A 17,575-nucleotide genomic window follows, 5' to 3' on the forward strand; every position below is an offset into this window, starting at 1 on the left:
AAACACAATGTTTAGTATTTATAACAATGGTAAACCTTCCCCAATGGGATATTCGCAAACGCTGGAAAACGACCTAAAAATTTCGAATTTTGCGCTGTTTTCTAGTGCGGCGGATGCTGTTGAACTTTGCTTGTTCCGTGATGGTAAAGAAAGCCGTTTTGCCATGAGCAGAACCGATGACATTTGGCATGTAGCAATTGAAGGCGTTGAGTTAAATGATGAGTATGCTTTTAGAATCACAGGCAAAAATGACCGCACTTTAGCTAATCCGCAAAAGTTAATGCTTGATCCTTATGCGAAAGCGGTCACTCATAAACCAGATTTAAGTTCCCCAGAAGCCCGTTCAATTTTCTTGCTAAATGATGAGCGAGATAATGCAGCGGTTGCACCTAAAGGTCGCATTGTGGATGAGCATTTTGATTGGTCAGGGGATTGTAAGCCCTCTATTCCTTGGGCTCAAACCATTGTGTATGAACTGAATGTTAAAGGATTTAGCCAATTAAATTCCCGTATTCCAGAAAATATTCGGGGCACTTATGCGGCGTTAGCACACCCCGAAAATATTGCGTATTTTAAATCATTGGGTATTACCAGCCTTGAATTGCTTCCAGTCAATTTCTTCATTGATGAACCGCATTTGCAAGAAAAAGGATTACGTAATTATTGGGGCTACAACCCATTAGCCATGTTTGCTTTAGAACCAAGTTATTCAGCTGACCAAAACCAGCCTTTAAATGAGTTTAAGAGCATGGTGAAAGCCTTGCATCAAGCAGGCATTGAAGTGATTTTGGATGTCGTATTTAACCATACGGCTGAATCTGAAAAAACGTTCCCAACATTTTGTCAGCGCGGTATTGATGATGAAACCTATTACTGGCAAAACGAGCATGGTGATTACATTAACTGGACAGGCTGCGGTAACATGCTCAATCTTGCCAATAATGTCACTCGAAAATGGGTATTAGATTGCTTACGTTATTGGGTGACTGAATGCCATGTAGATGGTTTCCGCTTTGATTTAGCCACAGTGCTTGGTCGTGAAACACCAGATTTCAATCCAAAAGCACAATTGTTTGCAGAAATGGAACAGGATGATGTTCTACAACAAATTAAATTAATTGCAGAGCCTTGGGATATTGGTCATTACGGCTACCAAGTCGGGTATTTCCCCGCTTATTTCTCTCAATGGAATGATCGTTTCCGTGATGATATGTGCCGTTTTTGGTTATGGCAAAGTGGTGAAGTAGGCGCCTTTGCAGAGCGTTTTGCCGGCTCTAGCGATATCTTTAATCGTGAAGGTCGATTACCGCATGGTAGCTTGAATTTTATTACAGCTCACGATGGTTTTACGTTGCGAGATTTAGTGAGCTATAACCATAAACACAATGAAGCTAACGGTGAAGAGAACCGTGACGGACGGAATGAAAATTATAGTTACAATCATGGAATTGAAGGTTCTCAACTCGATTTAGCCGATGAATGGCAAAGTGCGGTCGAAAATAACCGTGTTTTATCAGAAAAAGGCTTATTAGGCTCTTTATTACTGGCAAATGGTATACCTATGCTGCTTGCTGGGGATGAGTTCGGCAACAGCCAATATGGCAATAACAATGCTTATTGCCAAGATAACGAAATGACGTGGTTAAAGTGGGAAAATTTTAACCAAACCCTATTTGACTTTACTAAACAAACCATTGCATTACGAAAAAAAATTCAAAGTTTGCAACAGGATGCTTGGTGGTCGGATGAAAATGTCGCGTGGTTAAATACAGGGGGAAACCCAATGACCCTAGGCGATTGGCATAATTGGGAAAGCAAAGCCCTACAAATCATGTTGGACGGCAAATATCTTTTCTTAATTAATGCAAAAACTGAACCGCAATCTTTTTATTTGCCAAAGGGTAAGTGGAAAAAGATTGCCGAAACTGAAAATAGCGTGATTCAACAATGTGATGTGAGCGGTATAGCATTTGAAGTGTTGGAACATATGGATGATGAAAACGATGGAGTTTGTTATGAAAAGTGATCTTAATAAATATGAATTAGTTAAAGATACTTTAGTGCTTATTTTGGCTGGTGGCCGTGGTTCCCGTTTACATGAATTAACAGATAAACGTGCTAAGCCTGCGTTATATTTTGGCGGTAATCGTCGCATTATTGATTTTGCGCTTTCCAACTGTATAAACTCAGGCTTGAATCGCATTGGTGTCGTAACCCAGTATGCCGCTCACTCTTTATTACGCCATTTACAAACAGGTTGGTCATTCTTACCACAAGAGCGCGGTGAATTCGTTGATATGCTACCAGCTCGTCAACAAATTGATGATTCTACGTGGTACCGTGGTACAGCGGATGCGGTATATCAAAATATGGCGATTATCCGTAATCACTATCGTCCAAAATACATTTTGATTCTTGCGGGCGACCATATTTATAAACAAGATTACAGTGTCATGTTGATGGATCACGTGAGAAGTGGAGCAAAATGTACAGTAGGATGTATTGAGGTACCGCGTTCTGAAGCTAGTGAATTTGGTGTGATGGCAGTAAACGAAAATCTGAAAGTGAAAGCCTTCGTTGAAAAACCTAAAGATCCGCCAGCGATGGTTGGTAAGCCAGATACATCATTAGCCTCAATGGGTATCTATGTCTTTGATGCAGAATATCTCTATAAAATGCTTGATAGAGAAGTGAACACACCTTGCACATCTCATGACTTTGGTAAAGATGTCTTGCCAAAATGCTTGGAAGAAGGCGTGCTTTATGCGCATCCATTCAGCCGTTCTTGTATGGGCCGAAATACTGAAGGTGAAATTTACTGGCGTGATGTGGGTACGCTTGATAGCTTCTGGCAATCTAATATCGATTTGGTTTCAGAAAATCCACAATTAGATATTTACGATCAAAGCTGGCCAATTCGTGGTAATCCAGTACAGGCTTATCCATCTAAATTCTTCTATAAAAAAGCGAATGTCAAACCGGTGGATAACTCGCTTGTCGGTGGTGGCTGTGTGATTACAGATGCATCTATTAGTAATTCTGTGTTGTTTGATAGAATCAAAATTGATGAAGACTCTTCTGTTGATCACTGTGTTGTGTTACCACAAGTACAAATTGGTAAAAATTGTACATTGAAAGACTGTATTATTGATCGCCATTGCATTATTCCAGATGGTATGGAAATCGGTGTGGATAAAGCCCTTGACAGTAAACGCTTCCGTGTGAGTTCTACCGGTAAAGTTGTACTTGTAACCTCAACGATGTTGAAAAAATTGCAAGGCGAAGAAGTCACTAACGAAGAACATTTGGATTAAAGTGCGGTCAATTTTGACAGTATTTTAAGTGAAGTAAAAAGATTGTGCTGTTATCAATGACAGCACAATTTTAAGTATAAAAGGAAAATTATGAGAGTTTTACATGTTTGCTCGGAGCTGTATCCCTTACTCAAAACTGGCGGACTTGCCGATGTTTTAGGGGCATTGCCTTTTGCACAAAAAGAAATTGGTATTGATGCACGTATTTTGTTGCCGGCTTATCCAAAAATTTCAGCGGGCATTGAGAATACGCATGTCGTCACAGAATTTGATAATTTTGTTGGTCATGTTGTATTGCGTTATGGCGAATACAATGGCGTAGGGATTTATCTGATTGATGCACCACATCTCTATTGGCGGGAAGGGAATCCTTATCATGATACCGATTACAACGATTATGCTGATAACTATAAACGCTTTGCTTTATTAGGTTGGGTCGGCGCTGAGCTTGCGACAGGTTTAGATAGTTGGTGGAGAGCTGAAGTGATTCATGCCCACGATTGGCATGCTGGCTTAGCCGCCGCTTATCTCTTTAATAAAGGTCGTCCTGCAAAATCAGTATTTACGATTCATAACCTGGCATATCAAGGACAATTTGCCCACCGTCATTTACATGAAATTGGATTGCCGGAAGGTATGTTCCATGTTGATGGTTTAGAGTTATTTGGCCAAATTTCATATTTGAAAGCAGGTCTCTATTATTCTGATATAGTCACAGCAGTGAGTCCAACTTATGCGAAAGAAATCACTACACCAGACTTTGCTTATGGCTTGCAAGGCTTATTAACAGGCCTACGTGAAGCAGGTAAGTTGGTGGGGATTTTAAATGGCGTGGATCAAGAAATTTGGCATCCAAGTTGTGATGCGTATATTCAGCATCATTACAAATTGAAATCCATCGCAGGCAAGAAGAAAAATAAAGCGGATTTACAAGCTTATTTCAATTTGCCACAACAACCTGATGCACTCTTATTTGTGATGGTGACTCGCTTAACCGAACAAAAAGGCGTAGATTTACTGATTGCCACAGCGGATGAAATTGTTAAACAAGGTGGACAACTAACCATTCTCGGTTCAGGTGCAAAACATTTGGAAGAGGGTATTTGCCAATTAGCACAACGTTACCCAGAAAATATTGCAGTAAAAATTGGTTATGATGAAGCACTTTCACATTTGATGGTTGCCGGTGGTGATGTCATTTTGGTACCAAGCCGCTTTGAACCTTGTGGATTAACTCAATTATATGGGTTGCAATATGGCACATTGCCGCTTGTTCGTGCAACGGGAGGATTAGCAGATACCGTGACCAACAGTACAAGTGAAACCATTAAAGAGCGTACTGCAACAGGCTTTGTATTCCAAAAAGCTGAAGCAGATGATTTACGAAGTGCTATCCAACATGCCTTTGCGTTGTGGCAAAAACAACGTGTTTGGGCAATGGTTCGTAATAACGCCATGGCACAGGACTTTAGTTGGAAAAATGCCGCCGCTCAATATGAGCAGCTTTATTTAAGCATTTTATACTCATAATTCAATGGATTGACTCCCTCTTCAAAATAATCGCCTTTGAAGGGGGATTTTTGTTGTTTTTTTCGTAAAAAAGCTTAAAATTTGCGCGATTTTTTTATTGAGGTTTTATTTTCTATGATCATGGACAATTTTGATTCGCCATTTCTCTACAATCGACCAAGTCTTGATGTTGAAGGCGTGAAAAAAGCAATTGTTTATAAATTAATTTTCTTAATTGGTCGTTCACCAAAAGAGGCGAGTCAACGCGACTGGCTAAATGCGACGCTTCATGCAGTGCGTGATTTAGTGACTGAAGGCTGGATTACCACCGCTCGTCAATCTCGTGCAGAAGAAACCCGTCGTGTTTATTACCTTTCTATGGAATTCTTAATCGGCCGTACACTTTCTAATGCGATGATCGCAGAAGGTGTTTATGACGTGGCAGAAAAAGCCCTGGCTGAATTAAATGTTGATTTGGAAGAGATTATTGAAAAAGAAGTGGATCCAGGTCTAGGTAACGGTGGTTTAGGTCGCCTTGCAGCTTGCTTCATGGACTCACTAGCAACATTAGCAATTCCAGCGATGGGTTACGGTATTCGTTATGAATACGGTATGTTCCGTCAAAAAATTGAAAATGGCCAACAGGTTGAACGCCCTGATGATTGGTTAGAAAAAGGCGCACCTTGGGAATTTATGCGACCATCAAAACGTTTCAGCATTGATTTCGGTGGTCATATTTATTTTGAAGGCAAAAAATGTATTTGGAATCCAGCTGAAAAAGTGACCGCACTTGCATACGACCAAATGATTCCTGGTTATAAAAATGATTCAGCATCCACATTACGTTTATGGTCTGCTCATGGTGGAGAAGTGTTTGATTTAGCTGAGTTTAACCGTGGTGATCACTTAGCGGCGGTAGCGACTCGTTCGGCTAATCAAAACCTTTCTCGCGTACTTTATCCAGACGATTCCACCTGGAATGGTCGTGAGTTACGTTTACGTCAAGAGTACTTCTTAGTATCTGCTTCTTTACAAGATATTCTCCGTCGCCATTTAAGAACACACGGTACATTGGATAATCTTGCGGATAAAGTGGCGATTCACTTGAATGATACCCACCCAGCATTGGCGATTCCTGAGTTGATGCGTATCTTAATTGATTTACACGGTTACTCATGGCAAAACGCTTGGGATGTGACTCGTCGTATCTTCTCTTATACTTGCCATACTTTAATGTCAGAAGCATTAGAAACCTGGCCGGTAGAAATGATGGCGAAAATCTTACCGCGTCATTTACAAATGATTTTTGAAATTAATGATCATTTCCTAGAGTATGTGAAAACGTATGTTACGACTGATATGGACTTTATCCGTCGCGTTTCACTGATCGAAGAAGGATATCAACGTAAAGTGCGCATGGGATGGTTGTCCGTTGTCGGTTCTCATAAAGTGAACGGTGTTGCGGCAATTCACTCAGATCTTATGGTGACATCAACCTTTGCTGATTTTGCTCGCATCTACCCAGAACGTTTTACTAACGTAACAAACGGTGTGACACCACGTCGTTGGCTTGCAGTAGCGAACCCGAAATTAGCGGCTTTATTTGATCAATACATTGGTTCTGAATGGCGTTGCGATTTAAGCCAAATTGAAAAACTTAAAGCGTTTGCAGATAAAGGTGAATTTAAGCGTGCAGTTGCGGATATTAAATACGATAACAAAGTGAAATTAGCACAATATGTGAAGAAAACCCTTGATATCGATTTAGATCCACACGCATTATTTGATGTTCAAGTAAAACGTATTCACGAATACAAACGTCAAATGCTTAATGTGTTACACATTATTGCTCGTTATAACGAAATGTTGGCAGAACCAGAAAAAGATTGGCAGCCACGCGTATTTATTTTAGCGGGTAAAGCAGCTTCAGCTTACTATGCAGCAAAACAAACCATTCGTTTAATTAACGATGTCGCGAATGTCATCAATAATGATGAGCGCTTAAAAGGTCGTTTAAAAGTTGTCTTTATTCCGAACTACAGCGTAAGTCTTGCACAATTAATTATTCCAGCAGCAGATATTTCTGAGCAAATCTCTCTAGCAGGAACAGAAGCGTCAGGTACCAGTAACATGAAGTTTGCCTTAAATGGTGCGTTAACATTGGGTACGCTTGATGGTGCGAACGTTGAGATTTTAGATAATGTTGGTGAAGACCATATCTTTATTTTTGGTAATACTGTTGAACAAGTGGAAGCATTACGTCGAGAAGGTTATCGTCCGTTTGATTATTATCAAAATGATGAGCAATTACGTGAAGTTATTGACCAAATCATTCGTGGTGATTTCTCTCCGGAAGAACCGAACCGTTATCACTCTCTCATTCAAGGTTTACAATACCACGATTACTATCAATCCTTTGCTGATTTCCGCAGTTATGTGGAAGCGCAAAAAGCGGTAGATAAAAAATATCAAGATCGTGATGTATGGATAGCAAGTACCATTCAAAATATGGTGAACATGGGCTTCTTCTCATCAGACCGTACGATTCTTGAATATGCGAAAAATATTTGGAAAATTGAACCGTTAAAACTCGAGAAGTAAGTTCTTTTCCACTCATAGAAAACCCTGTCGGATTATTTCCACAGGGTTTCTTTTTATGCTAAAATCCACCGTCAAATTTATTGTTCATTCAGATTAGGAAAAAGTATGAAAGTTTTAGAAGGTGCGGTAGCTGCACCAAATGCTAAAATCGCAGTGGTGATTGCTCGTTTTAACAGTTTTATTAATGAAAGTTTATTAGAAGGTGCGGTAGATGCATTAAAACGTATCGGCCAAGTGAAAGATGAGAATATTACAATCGTTCGAGCACCAGGTGCGTATGAACTTCCATTAGTAGCACGTCGTTTAGCTGAAAGCAAAAAATTTGATGCAATCGTGGCATTGGGTACGGTAATCCGTGGTGGTACAGCTCACTTTGAATATGTAGCGGGTGAAGCAAGTAGCGGTTTAGGTCAAGTAGCAATGCAAGCTGAAATCCCTGTGGCATTCGGTGTTTTAACCACTGAAAACATTGAACAAGCTATCGAGCGTGCAGGTACTAAAGCAGGTAATAAAGGTGCAGAAGCAGCATTAACTGCACTTGAAATGGTGAACCTTTTACAACAAATTGATGCGGCATAATTCCAATGACAGAGAAAAAAGAACCTGTAAAAAAAGTATCGCCACGTCGTAGAGCGAGAGAATGTGCGGTTCAAGCATTATATTCTTGGGCGATTTCTGGTAATACACCAGAACAAGTGGAACTTACTTTCGTTGTAGATCAAGATTTAAAAGGTGTGGATAAACCTTATTTTAGCCGCCTTTTCCGTCAAACCGTTTCGAATGTCGAAGCCGTTGATTTTTCAATGAGCCATTATTTAGATCGCGCATTGGATGAATTAGATCCGATTGAAAAAGCGATTTTGCGTTTGGCGGTTTATGAACTTCAATTTGAGCCAGATGTACCGTATAAAGTGGCGATTAATGAGGCAATTGAAGTGGCGAAAGTGTTTGGTGCAGATGAAAGCCATAAATACATTAACGGTGTATTGGATAAAGTCGCTCCTGCATTAGGTCGCAAATAATTATTCAAATGTAGGGTAGACAAATGTCTGCCCTTTGTTTTTTGGTGCGCAGATAAAATGAGTTCGGGTGAATTTGATCTTATAGGACGATATTTCTCAATACAAAAAGGCAATCAACACTTTGTTGATTTCAGTATTGGGGATGATTGTGCGATCACTCATATTCCAGAAGGCTATCAGCTTGCGATCACCACCGATACAATGGTCGAGGGTACGCATTTTTTATCTTCTATTTCTCCCCAAGATTTAGCTTATAAAGCTATTGCGACAAATCTAAGTGATTTAGCTGCTATGGGCGCGAAACCTGCTTGGATTTCTCTTGCGCTGACATTACCTGAAGTTGATGAAAACTGGCTAAGCCAATTTAGTCAAAGTCTGTTTGATATATTAAATCAATATGATGTGACGTTAATTGGTGGCGATACAACGAAAGGCCCACTTTCTGTAACCATTACGGCGCAAGGTTTCGTACCAAAAGGAAAGGCTTTATTCCGACATAACGCGAAGGTTGGAAATTTAATTTATGTATCGGGCACGTTAGGTGATAGCGCGGCGGGTTTAAATTGGATCTTACAGGGTAAAAGTGCGGTCGATTTTGATACTGAATTTTTAGTAAAACGCCATTTTCACCCGACGCCACGCGTTGAATTAGGCCAAGCATTAGTGAATGTAGCGCATTCATGCATAGATATTTCAGATGGTCTTGTTGCTGATTTAGGGCATATTTTAACGAGAAGCCAATGTTCAGTGGAGATTGAATTATCTACCTTGCCTTTATCCACCTCACTCAAAAAAACATATCGCTTAGAAAAAGCAGAAGCGTTTGCATTAAGTGGCGGGGAAGATTATGAACTTTGCTTTACGGTTCCTGCAAATAAGAAAACTGAGATTGAAAAGTTATCTCAATCGTTGAATGTACCTTGTACCTGTATCGGAAAAATCGTTCCACAAAATAACAATCAGATTACTTTTTTAAAAGATGGACGTGTCATCAATTATCAAGCGCAGTTTGGTTTCGATCATTTTAAGGATAAATAATGAATAGTTCACCTCTTGATAGAGTTAGCTTAAAAAATCCAGTTCATTTACTTGCATTAGGCTTTGGTTCAGGACTCATTCGTCCTGCACCGGGTACATGGGGAAGTTTAGCTGGAACGATTTTAGGTTCGGCATTATTAGCTTGTCTTGGACTAAAAATCTTCCTAATTTTGACCGCACTTTGCTTTGCGCTTGGCTGTTATCTATGTCAAAAAACCGCAGATGATATGGGCGTTCATGATCACGGTTCCATTGTTTGGGATGAATTTGTTGGGGTATTTATTGTGTTAGCCTCGATTCCAACCTTATCATTACCTTGGATTGTGATTGCCTTTGTATTGTTTCGTTTCTTCGATATCTTAAAACCTTATCCCATCCGTTATTTTGATCAAAAACTGGAAAGCGGTTTTGGGATTATGGTGGATGATGTTTTAGCAGCAGTCTATGCTGTTATCGTGATTGTGATACTACGTATCGTAGGCTTGCCATGCTAAATTTGATGATTATTCATCTTGTTGGCTTACTTTCGCCTGGCCCTGATTTTTTCTATGTCAGCCGAGTTTCAGCGATGAGTTCTCGTCGAGAAGCCATTGGTGGCGTGATTGGGATTACCATTGGGGTATTAATCTGGGCGACGGCTGCTGTTTTAGGGCTCGCCATTATTTTTGCCACTATGCCAATTATTCAAGGCATTGTGATGATGCTTGGTGGAGCCTATTTAGTTTATCTCGGCATTAAAATGGCAAAAGTAAAAAACAATGCGGTTTTTGATGAAAAGAAGAATGCAAATGTGCCAAATCAATCAACCTTAACGAGCATTATGAAAGGCTTATTAGTCAATTTATCTAATGCTAAAGTTGTGATTTATTTCAGCAGTGTGATGTCATTGGTTCTAGCGAATATTACCGAAACATCACAAATTTTGACCGCACTTGCCGTGATTACCGTAGAAACCTTTTTATATTTCTATATCATTTCGGTGCTTTTCTCTCGTTCTGTTGCAAAACAGTTTTATAGCCAATATAGTCGCTATATTGATAATGTAGCAGGGCTGATTTTTATTTTCTTCGGAATCTATTTAATTTATAGTGGCGTTCAACACGCTTTAATTTGATTAAAAAAGGACAAAACATGACATTAAAAATTGCGATCGCCGGTGCTGGCGGAAGAATGGGGCGTCAATTAATTCAAGCCGTACATAATACAGAAGGGGCAGAATTAGGTGCCGCTTTTGAACGTAAAGGTTCCTCTTTGGTCGGTGTAGATGCTGGCGAGCTTGCGGGTATTGGTGCATTAGGTATCAAAGTCTCAGATGATTTAAATGCAGAAAAAGACAACTTTGATTTGCTAATTGATTTCACGCGTCCGGAAGGCACGCTTGAGCACATCGCATTTTGTGTTGCTAATAACAAAAAAATGGTAATTGGTACCACCGGGTTTGATGATGTAGGTAAAGCCGCAATTCAAGCCGCATCAGAAAAAATCGCCATTGTATTTGCATCCAACTTCAGTGTAGGGGTGAATTTGGTGTTTAAACTATTAGAGAAAGCCGCCAAAGTGATGGGCGATTATTGCGACATCGAAATCATTGAAGCGCACCACCGCCACAAAGTAGATGCACCGTCTGGCACCGCACTTTCAATGGGCGAACACATTGCGAAAACCCTTGGTCGTGATTTAAAAACGCATGGCGTATTTTGTCGTGAAGGCATTACAGGCGAACGTAAACGTGATGAAATTGGTTTCTCCACTATTCGTGCTTCAGATGTAGTGGGTGAACATAGTGTCTGGTTTGCCGATATCGGTGAGCGCGTTGAAATTGCTCACAAAGCATCAAGTCGTATGACCTTTGCGAATGGTGCAGTGCGTGCAGGTAAATGGTTAGAAAAACAATCTCACGGATTGTTTGATATGACAGATGTGTTGGATTTGAATAATTTATAAAGAGTAGATAGGATTTTTTAATTCACTTATTAAATAACGATCCGTACATGTTATGTGTGGATCGTTATATTTATGTATGGTAAATATTTAGTTTATAAATATTGAATAGGATTATTACAGTTTATCTGTGGGATAATTATTTAATAATTTTTAACCCAAAACTAAGAAAAAAAGAATGAATCAGAATATTGTAGATATTATATATTTTAATAATAATGAATGTATTATGACTATTACTTTCCCATATGAATGGGATTATGAAGGTATGGAATATATACAAGATAAAATAAATTTATATTTACATTATGTAGAAAGCGATCAAATTTATAATAATTACCCAAGTTTTAAAGTAGACGCTGTTCGTTTTAGAGTAGTGTATGACAGTAGATTAACAAAAGATGCTGAGGTGTTTTTAAATAATTTAGGTTCTGCATTAAATAATATTAATGTGTTATTTGATTATTTTTCTACTAATGAAATAGAATAGATAAACCTTTGCTAGCTGGATCTAATAAGTTTCTAGATTGCAATAAAAACTAATCAGTTAATTGAGCAAAATAGTAATAATGATGCGATTTATAATAACAGTAATAAAACTTTCAATAATAGTTTCTTTGGGAATGTTGCTTTTATATGTTATGGAGTGCATACAATATGGTGAAGTTAAGAGCTTTATTGATTTTCTAAAGACAACTTATCCTTATTCAATTTTGGCCGTTTTAGTGGGAATGTTGGCGAAAGAGAAAATAGATCATTAATATAGAGATATGTTATAAAATTTGCATCTTATAGTTCTATTTCCAAATCACTTTCCACCCGACAACAACACAGTAGAATCTCATTAGGTTGAATAAAGGCAAGGGGCGCTTCGGCGTAAGATACCTTGCCTTTTTTGATCTTCACGCGGCAAGAACCACAATAACCTGAACGACATTGATATTCATGGTGAATTTGATGTTGTTCTAAAAAGTTAAGCAGGGAAGTTTGGTTATCAAAATCTAAGGTGATTTGGCGCTGAATAAGATGGATTTTCATGAAACAAAATAAAACAAAATTTTGCTCATTATAGAAGAAAGAGAAGTAAAACTCACGGCTCTTTTGTTGTAAGATAGCGAGCTAATATTCATCATAAGGGAAGACCATGCGAACCTTTCTAAAATTAACGTGGATTTCAACCGCACTTTTATTAACGGCTTGTAGCTCGATTTCAAAAGAACCGGTTAAGCATATTGATATGTATGTAAAGCCTTATTACGATGCCAGAGATGGACGACTTGAACAGATTAATGTGAACAAAGATATTGATGCGTTATTACTGAAAAATACACAAAAAGATTTTGAAAGTGCGGTTAATATTATTGAGAAAAAAGTGGATTTTGTTTCTCCGATGACAATGTTTGCACTTTCTGCTCGTGCTTATGATTTTGGCCTGCGAGATGAAGCAGTAAAATGGTTTTATCGTGGGCAAAACCGTTTAATCACCGCGTTATATGTGTTGGATTTAGATAAATTAACAGTATCGAATAACACAGCATTTGGGCAATTAGTGGGACAGCATGTTAATCCGTATGCGTTCTGTGATTTGAATAAGCAACACAAGGCGGCGCAAGATGCGATTGACTGGGCTAAAAATCATCCGTATCAGGCGGTGTTTTTACCTCAATTACCAAGCAAGCATCCAGATAGAAAACAAGCGTTAAAAGAAGCAGAAGCAAAACTTGATGCACGTTTAGTTGAGCAAGACCGCTATTTTGCTAATCCTGAAAATAAAGCGAAATGGGAAAAAGAACGCCAAGATAACTTGGTGAATGAGCGATTTTGTTGGTGATTTTAAAAAAATTTAAAAATCTTAAGGTTGCTTAAGATTTCATTAAGATTTGTTGTGTTTAATAAGCATCAACAAGGCGGCAATGAGGATAATCCTTCGCTTTGAAACATGATTAATTTATGCTTAATTCTATTTAGGAGAACATGATGAAAAAATTAGCTTTAGCAACCCTTTTAGCTTTATCTACTTCAGTGGCATTTGCTGGTTTTAATGGCAACACTGCACAAGGTGGTTTCCATGGCGGTGACCAAGGTCAACAACTTACTGTTCAACAAGCATTATCTGCGAAAGATGATTCTATGATTACCTTAGTCGGTAATATCACTCAACAAATTAAAGGTGATAAATATCTTTTTACCGATGGCACAGACCAAATCAAATTGGAAATTAAAAACCGTGTTTGGAATGGCTTAAATGTGGGACCTCAGGATAAAATACGCGTTTACGGTAAACTAGACAATGAAATGTTTGAAAAACCAGAGCTTGAAGTCATTAGCGTTGAAAAAGCGCAATAATTCATATAATTTGACGTGGTGGGCAAAGCCTGCCATTTTTTCGTTTTGAGAAAGATAAAAGTGCGGTCAATATTATGCGAGTTTTATTAGTAGAAGACGATCCTCTGATCGGCAATGGTCTGCAAATTGGTTTAACAAAATCAGGCTTTATTGTAGATTGGTTTACTGATGGTCAAAGTGGATTAAACGCCTTAATCGGCGCGCCTTATGATGCAGTGGTATTGGATTTAACCTTGCCTAAACTAGATGGTTTGGATGTATTAAAACAGTGGCGTTCAAATAATCAAGATGTGCCTGTGTTGATCTTAACTGCGCGTGATACATTGGATGAACGCATTAAAGGCATTCAACAAGGTGCTGATGATTATCTTTGTAAACCCTTTGCTTTGGCTGAAGTGGTGGTGCGATTACAAGCATTAATTCGTCGTCGTTATGGGCAAGTCAAACCGCAGATTGAGCATGGCAATGTCAAACTCGATCCTGCACAGCGTAAGGCTTGGTTGAATGAGGATGAAATTACATTAACTGGACGTGAATATAAATTACTCGAGCTTTTTATGCTGAATAAAGAACGAGTGCTTTCACGTGCGACCATTGAAGAAAAACTGTCAAATTGGGATGAAGAATTAAGTAGTGGTGCATTGGACGTACATATTTATAATTTGCGTCAAAAACTGGGTAAGCAATTTATTCGTACTGTACATGGTGTAGGCTATGCTTTAGGACCAGTTAATGAAAAATAAACGACTGAGTTTTCGTCTCTTAATCGGTTTAAGTTTGACCGCACTTTGCGTGTGGTGCATAGCCACGGCTGTTGCCTGGACGGTTGTTAAAAAAGAAGTCAAAGATGTGTTTAATGCACAGCAAGTGCTTTTTGCCGAACGTTTAGCAACCTCTGATTTGAAAAATGTATTATTAGATGAAAATGCAAATTTTCCACGTGGTGGATTTAAACCGCAGAAACGTCATTACGATAATGATGCTTTAGCTTTCGCTATATTTTCTAACAAAGGCGAAAGATTATTAACCGATGGTGATAATGGTGACAAATTTATTTTCCAAAATAAAACCGGATTTAGTAAAGCGCATATTTTAGATGATGACGATGAATGGTTGATTTATTGGCAACCTGTTGGTAATGGTGAATTGGTGATCGCTGTAGGTCAAGAGTTAGAATATCGTGAAGAGTTGGTCAATAAAATGGTTTTCAGCCAAACAGGAATTTGGTTTGCCGGATTACCAGTACTCTTATTGGTCGCATTTATTGTGATTTATCGTGCATTAAAACCAATTAATCGATTGAGTCGAAACGTACAAGCTCGCCGACCAGGTGATGTTTCGTTATTAGAAACTGATGATGTGCCAACAGAGATTCTACCGTTAGTCCAAAACTTAAATCAATTTTTCACACGTACCAGTGAGCAGTTGGAACGGGAGCGCCGCTTTGTTTCTGATGCAGCGCATGAATTACGTAGTCCATTAGCAGCATTACGTATTCAAACGGAAGTCGCACAGTTGGCAGAAGATGATGCACAAACTCGTGAAATGGCCTTAGCGCATTTAACCCAAGGTATCGATCGAGCAACTCAATTAATCGAACAACTTCTTACGCTTTCCCGATTAGATAATCTTAAAGAATTAAATAATCAGGAACCAATTCATTGGTCAGAAATTATAACTTCACTTATCGGCGAGTTATATTTCAGTGCACAGCAACGCCAAATCGAATTGCAGTTTGATTATCAGGGAAATCCTGCCGTTAAGCAGGGACAGACATTATTAGTTACGCAAATGTTGAGAAACTTATTGGATAATGCGATTAAATATTGTCCGCAAGGCACTAAGGTTCGTGTAATTTTACAGCCTCGTAAAATTCTTATTGAAGATAATGGCGGTGGTGTTGACCCAGAAGAATTAGCGAAATTAGGGCAGCGTTTTTATCGTCCTGCGGGGCAAAATGAAAAGGGAAGCGGACTTGGATTGTCTATTGTGGCAAGAATCGCAGAATTACATCATTACCGCTTTCGCTTAGAAAACATTGAAGCTAACGGACAAATTCAAGGTTTGCGAGCTATCATTGAGTTATAAAAAAGGGCGTTTAATACGCCCTTTTTGTTAAAACATTCCACCAATTAATTCCAATCGACCTTTTTCAACTTTAATTTCTTTGGCAAATTTCTTAATCAGCATTTGTTTCATATCGCTTTCATCTAAGGTGTAAACTGGCATCCGACTTAATAAGGCAGCTACACCATCGCTTAATAGCGGCATAACATCTTGGAGTTGATCCATTACACTATTAGGTTCGCCAGACCAGCGTAAAATCCGCAGATTTTTTAAATAGAGCGCCCCTTCTTGTGCGTTATATTCTGGAACTGCATCAAAGGTTAAATGTAATTTTGCTGGGTAGGTTTTACCAGATAAACGAATAAGCGTATCAACCAAACCGCTCATTTCAACACGATTGCTTTCAGTTTGCCCGATTTGAGTCACCAAATCTTTCAGTGCGTAATCCACAGAAAATAATCCTGGAATACCGAGTTTGTCATTAATTGTGCCTTTTTCACTTAAATATTGGTTAATTTGTTGTTCGCTGATGCTAAAAGGGGAAGCTTGTACAGATAGCGTGCAGAAACCTAATGTCAGCACGGTAAGCACTTTTTTCAAAAAATGCATATTTTTCTCCTTGATTGAAAAAGAATGAAAATTTTGTAGAATGTATCGCTTATCTTTTCAATACACAATAAAAATTTAAGTAGAGATTATGACTTCGTCACTTAAAGACCATGTGCAAAAGCTTCTTGAAGAACATCGTGGAGAACGTGTTTTCCGCTTTAAATATTTAGGGAAACATTATTGGTTAAAGCAACCCGAGCAATTAAAAGGGATATGGTTATTATTAAAACCATATCCAAAACAACATTTTAAAGAAGAGTGTGAAATACTACAGCATTTAAATAATATTGGTGCACCAGTACCTAAATTATGCGGTTTCGGTGATGATTATTTAGTATTGGAAGATGCAGGGCCAACATTAAACATCTGGCTGAATGATGAAACATTGTCTTGGGCAGAAAAATCACATATTTTGCATTCAGCGATGGAGATATTGATTAATCTTCATCAACAAGGCATTATTCATGGACGTCCAGCCATACGGGATATTGCATGGAAAGATGGTAAAATTAGTTTTATGGACTTTGAATCTCATTCAAAAAGCCATAATGAACATTGGTTGATTACACGTGATATGCTAGCATTTTTAGACAGTTTATGTCGTGTGAAAGGCTTAGATGATGAAAAGCTTAATGAATTATTTGATTATTATAAATCTCACTGCCCGACAACTTATTGGGTTGATATGTTGTCATATGTGAGAAGATTTCGTTGGCTTTATTATCTTTTACTTCCGTTCAAACCGATTGCACGAACGGACTTATTGGCCGTTTATCGGTTATTTGAACATTTAACAAAGGAAAATCTATGAAAAAATTATTTTTAGTGGCTGTATTAAGTGCTTTAGTGAGTGCTTGTTCTGTTGGTGTTGGCGCCGGTGGCGGCAGTAATGGTGTTGGCGTTGGTGTAGGTCTAGGCACTGGCTTTGGATTCTAACTCTCACTTTAGATAAAGCAAAGTGCAGTTAAAAAATCTTAGGTTTTCAAGAAAATTAGTAGAAATCGCTTGATCTTTTGATTTAGAACACTATAATACACCCCATATTTCGGACGCGGGGTGGAGCAGCTTGGTAGCTCGTCGGGCTCATAACCCGAAGGCCGTCGGTTCAAATCCGGCCCCCGCAACCAA

General features: G+C 38.7%; 19 protein-coding genes and 1 tRNA gene. 18 read left to right on the forward strand and 2 right to left on the reverse strand.

What is annotated here, in order from left to right:
* The first annotated feature begins 7 nt into the window (after positions 1-7).
* The 11 genes from glgX (at position 8) to ADA56_RS02890 (ending at position 11,915) form a co-directional block, all read left to right on the forward strand.
* Positions 8-2,026, forward strand: coding sequence for a glycogen debranching protein GlgX (glgX, locus tag ADA56_RS02840; RefSeq protein ID WP_049369091.1), 2,019 nt, complete (start codon positions 8-10; stop codon positions 2,024-2,026).
* A complete protein-coding gene (gene glgC / locus ADA56_RS02845) occupies positions 2,016-3,314 on the forward strand; it encodes a glucose-1-phosphate adenylyltransferase (RefSeq protein ID WP_049369093.1) in 1,299 nt (432 codons plus the stop codon). Before glgX ends, glgC begins: the two co-directional genes overlap by 11 nt.
* 90 nt (positions 3,315-3,404) lie before the next feature.
* Entirely contained in the window at positions 3,405-4,844 is a 1,440-nt protein-coding gene (gene glgA / locus ADA56_RS02850; RefSeq protein ID WP_049369095.1) for a glycogen synthase GlgA, read from the forward strand.
* Positions 4,845-4,958: 114 nt separating this feature from the next.
* Positions 4,959-7,424: a glycogen/starch/alpha-glucan phosphorylase gene (locus tag ADA56_RS02855; protein ID WP_049369099.1), complete on the forward strand. Its 2,466-nt coding sequence runs from the start codon at positions 4,959-4,961 to the stop codon at positions 7,422-7,424.
* A 105-nt stretch (positions 7,425-7,529) separates the two neighbouring features.
* Entirely contained in the window at positions 7,530-8,003 is a 474-nt protein-coding gene (ribE, locus tag ADA56_RS02860) for a 6,7-dimethyl-8-ribityllumazine synthase (protein WP_005695997.1), read from the forward strand.
* A 5-nt stretch (positions 8,004-8,008) separates the two neighbouring features.
* Positions 8,009-8,446 carry a transcription antitermination factor NusB gene (nusB, locus tag ADA56_RS02865; RefSeq protein ID WP_049369101.1) on the forward strand — a complete coding sequence of 146 codons (438 nt, stop codon included), beginning with the start codon at positions 8,009-8,011 and terminating at the stop codon, positions 8,444-8,446.
* A 57-nt stretch (positions 8,447-8,503) separates the two neighbouring features.
* Positions 8,504-9,484 carry a thiamine-phosphate kinase gene (gene thiL / locus ADA56_RS02870; protein WP_049369104.1) on the forward strand — a complete coding sequence of 327 codons (981 nt, stop codon included), beginning with the start codon at positions 8,504-8,506 and terminating at the stop codon, positions 9,482-9,484.
* Complete coding sequence (locus ADA56_RS02875) at positions 9,484-9,978, forward strand: phosphatidylglycerophosphatase A family protein (RefSeq protein ID WP_049369106.1); 495 nt, start codon at positions 9,484-9,486, stop codon at positions 9,976-9,978. The genes thiL and ADA56_RS02875 overlap by 1 nt, the downstream gene beginning before the upstream one ends.
* Positions 9,972-10,598: a LysE family transporter gene (locus ADA56_RS02880; protein ID WP_049369108.1), complete on the forward strand. Its 627-nt coding sequence runs from the start codon at positions 9,972-9,974 to the stop codon at positions 10,596-10,598. Before ADA56_RS02875 ends, ADA56_RS02880 begins: the two co-directional genes overlap by 7 nt.
* A 17-nt stretch (positions 10,599-10,615) precedes the next feature.
* Entirely contained in the window at positions 10,616-11,428 is an 813-nt protein-coding gene (gene dapB, locus ADA56_RS02885) for a 4-hydroxy-tetrahydrodipicolinate reductase (RefSeq protein WP_049369110.1), read from the forward strand.
* 175 nt (positions 11,429-11,603) lie between these two features.
* A complete protein-coding gene (locus ADA56_RS02890; protein ID WP_049366982.1) occupies positions 11,604-11,915 on the forward strand; it encodes a DUF6572 domain-containing protein in 312 nt (103 codons plus the stop codon).
* 299 nt (positions 11,916-12,214) lie between these two features.
* Here the strand turns inward: ADA56_RS02890 and yfaE are convergent, their stop codons facing one another.
* Positions 12,215-12,463 carry a class I ribonucleotide reductase maintenance protein YfaE gene (gene yfaE / locus ADA56_RS09610; protein ID WP_065420063.1) on the reverse strand — a complete coding sequence of 83 codons (249 nt, stop codon included), beginning with the start codon at positions 12,461-12,463 and terminating at the stop codon, positions 12,215-12,217.
* 106 nt (positions 12,464-12,569) lie between these two features.
* Between yfaE and ADA56_RS02900 the strand changes: the two genes are divergently transcribed.
* The 4 genes from ADA56_RS02900 to qseC all read left to right on the forward strand — a co-directional run bounded on the left by ADA56_RS02900 (position 12,570) and on the right by qseC (position 15,859).
* Positions 12,570-13,256 (forward strand): hypothetical protein, encoded by a 687-nt coding sequence (locus ADA56_RS02900; RefSeq protein WP_049369111.1) that lies wholly within the window; start codon positions 12,570-12,572, stop codon positions 13,254-13,256.
* Positions 13,257-13,402: 146 nt separating this feature from the next.
* Complete coding sequence (locus ADA56_RS02905) at positions 13,403-13,771, forward strand: YgiW/YdeI family stress tolerance OB fold protein (protein WP_049369112.1); 369 nt, start codon at positions 13,403-13,405, stop codon at positions 13,769-13,771.
* A 74-nt stretch (positions 13,772-13,845) separates the two neighbouring features.
* Positions 13,846-14,514: a response regulator gene (locus tag ADA56_RS02910; RefSeq protein ID WP_049369113.1), complete on the forward strand. Its 669-nt coding sequence runs from the start codon at positions 13,846-13,848 to the stop codon at positions 14,512-14,514.
* Positions 14,504-15,859, forward strand: coding sequence for a quorum sensing histidine kinase QseC (gene qseC / locus ADA56_RS02915; protein ID WP_049369115.1), 1,356 nt, complete (start codon positions 14,504-14,506; stop codon positions 15,857-15,859). The genes ADA56_RS02910 and qseC overlap by 11 nt, the downstream gene beginning before the upstream one ends.
* A 27-nt stretch (positions 15,860-15,886) precedes the next feature.
* On the opposite strand, the gene ADA56_RS02920 is transcribed toward qseC, so the two are convergent.
* Positions 15,887-16,447 (reverse strand): DUF1439 domain-containing protein, encoded by a 561-nt coding sequence (locus ADA56_RS02920; RefSeq protein WP_049369118.1) that lies wholly within the window; start codon positions 16,445-16,447, stop codon positions 15,887-15,889.
* A gap of 88 nt (positions 16,448-16,535) precedes the next feature.
* Between ADA56_RS02920 and ADA56_RS02925 the strand changes: the two genes are divergently transcribed.
* The 3 genes from ADA56_RS02925 to ADA56_RS02930 all read left to right on the forward strand — a co-directional run bounded on the left by ADA56_RS02925 (position 16,536) and on the right by ADA56_RS02930 (position 17,574).
* Positions 16,536-17,258 carry an RIO1 family regulatory kinase/ATPase gene (locus tag ADA56_RS02925; RefSeq protein WP_049369120.1) on the forward strand — a complete coding sequence of 241 codons (723 nt, stop codon included), beginning with the start codon at positions 16,536-16,538 and terminating at the stop codon, positions 17,256-17,258.
* Positions 17,255-17,383: a hypothetical protein gene (locus ADA56_RS09955; RefSeq protein WP_005696016.1), complete on the forward strand. Its 129-nt coding sequence runs from the start codon at positions 17,255-17,257 to the stop codon at positions 17,381-17,383. Before ADA56_RS02925 ends, ADA56_RS09955 begins: the two co-directional genes overlap by 4 nt.
* Positions 17,384-17,497: 114 nt before the next feature.
* Positions 17,498-17,574: transfer RNA gene (locus ADA56_RS02930), tRNA-Met, on the forward strand.
* Position 17,575 lies beyond the last annotated feature (1 nt).

The organism is Parahaemophilus parainfluenzae, from assembly GCF_001055095.1.
Taxonomy (GTDB): Bacteria; Pseudomonadota; Gammaproteobacteria; order Enterobacterales; family Pasteurellaceae; genus Haemophilus_D; species Haemophilus_D parainfluenzae_Z.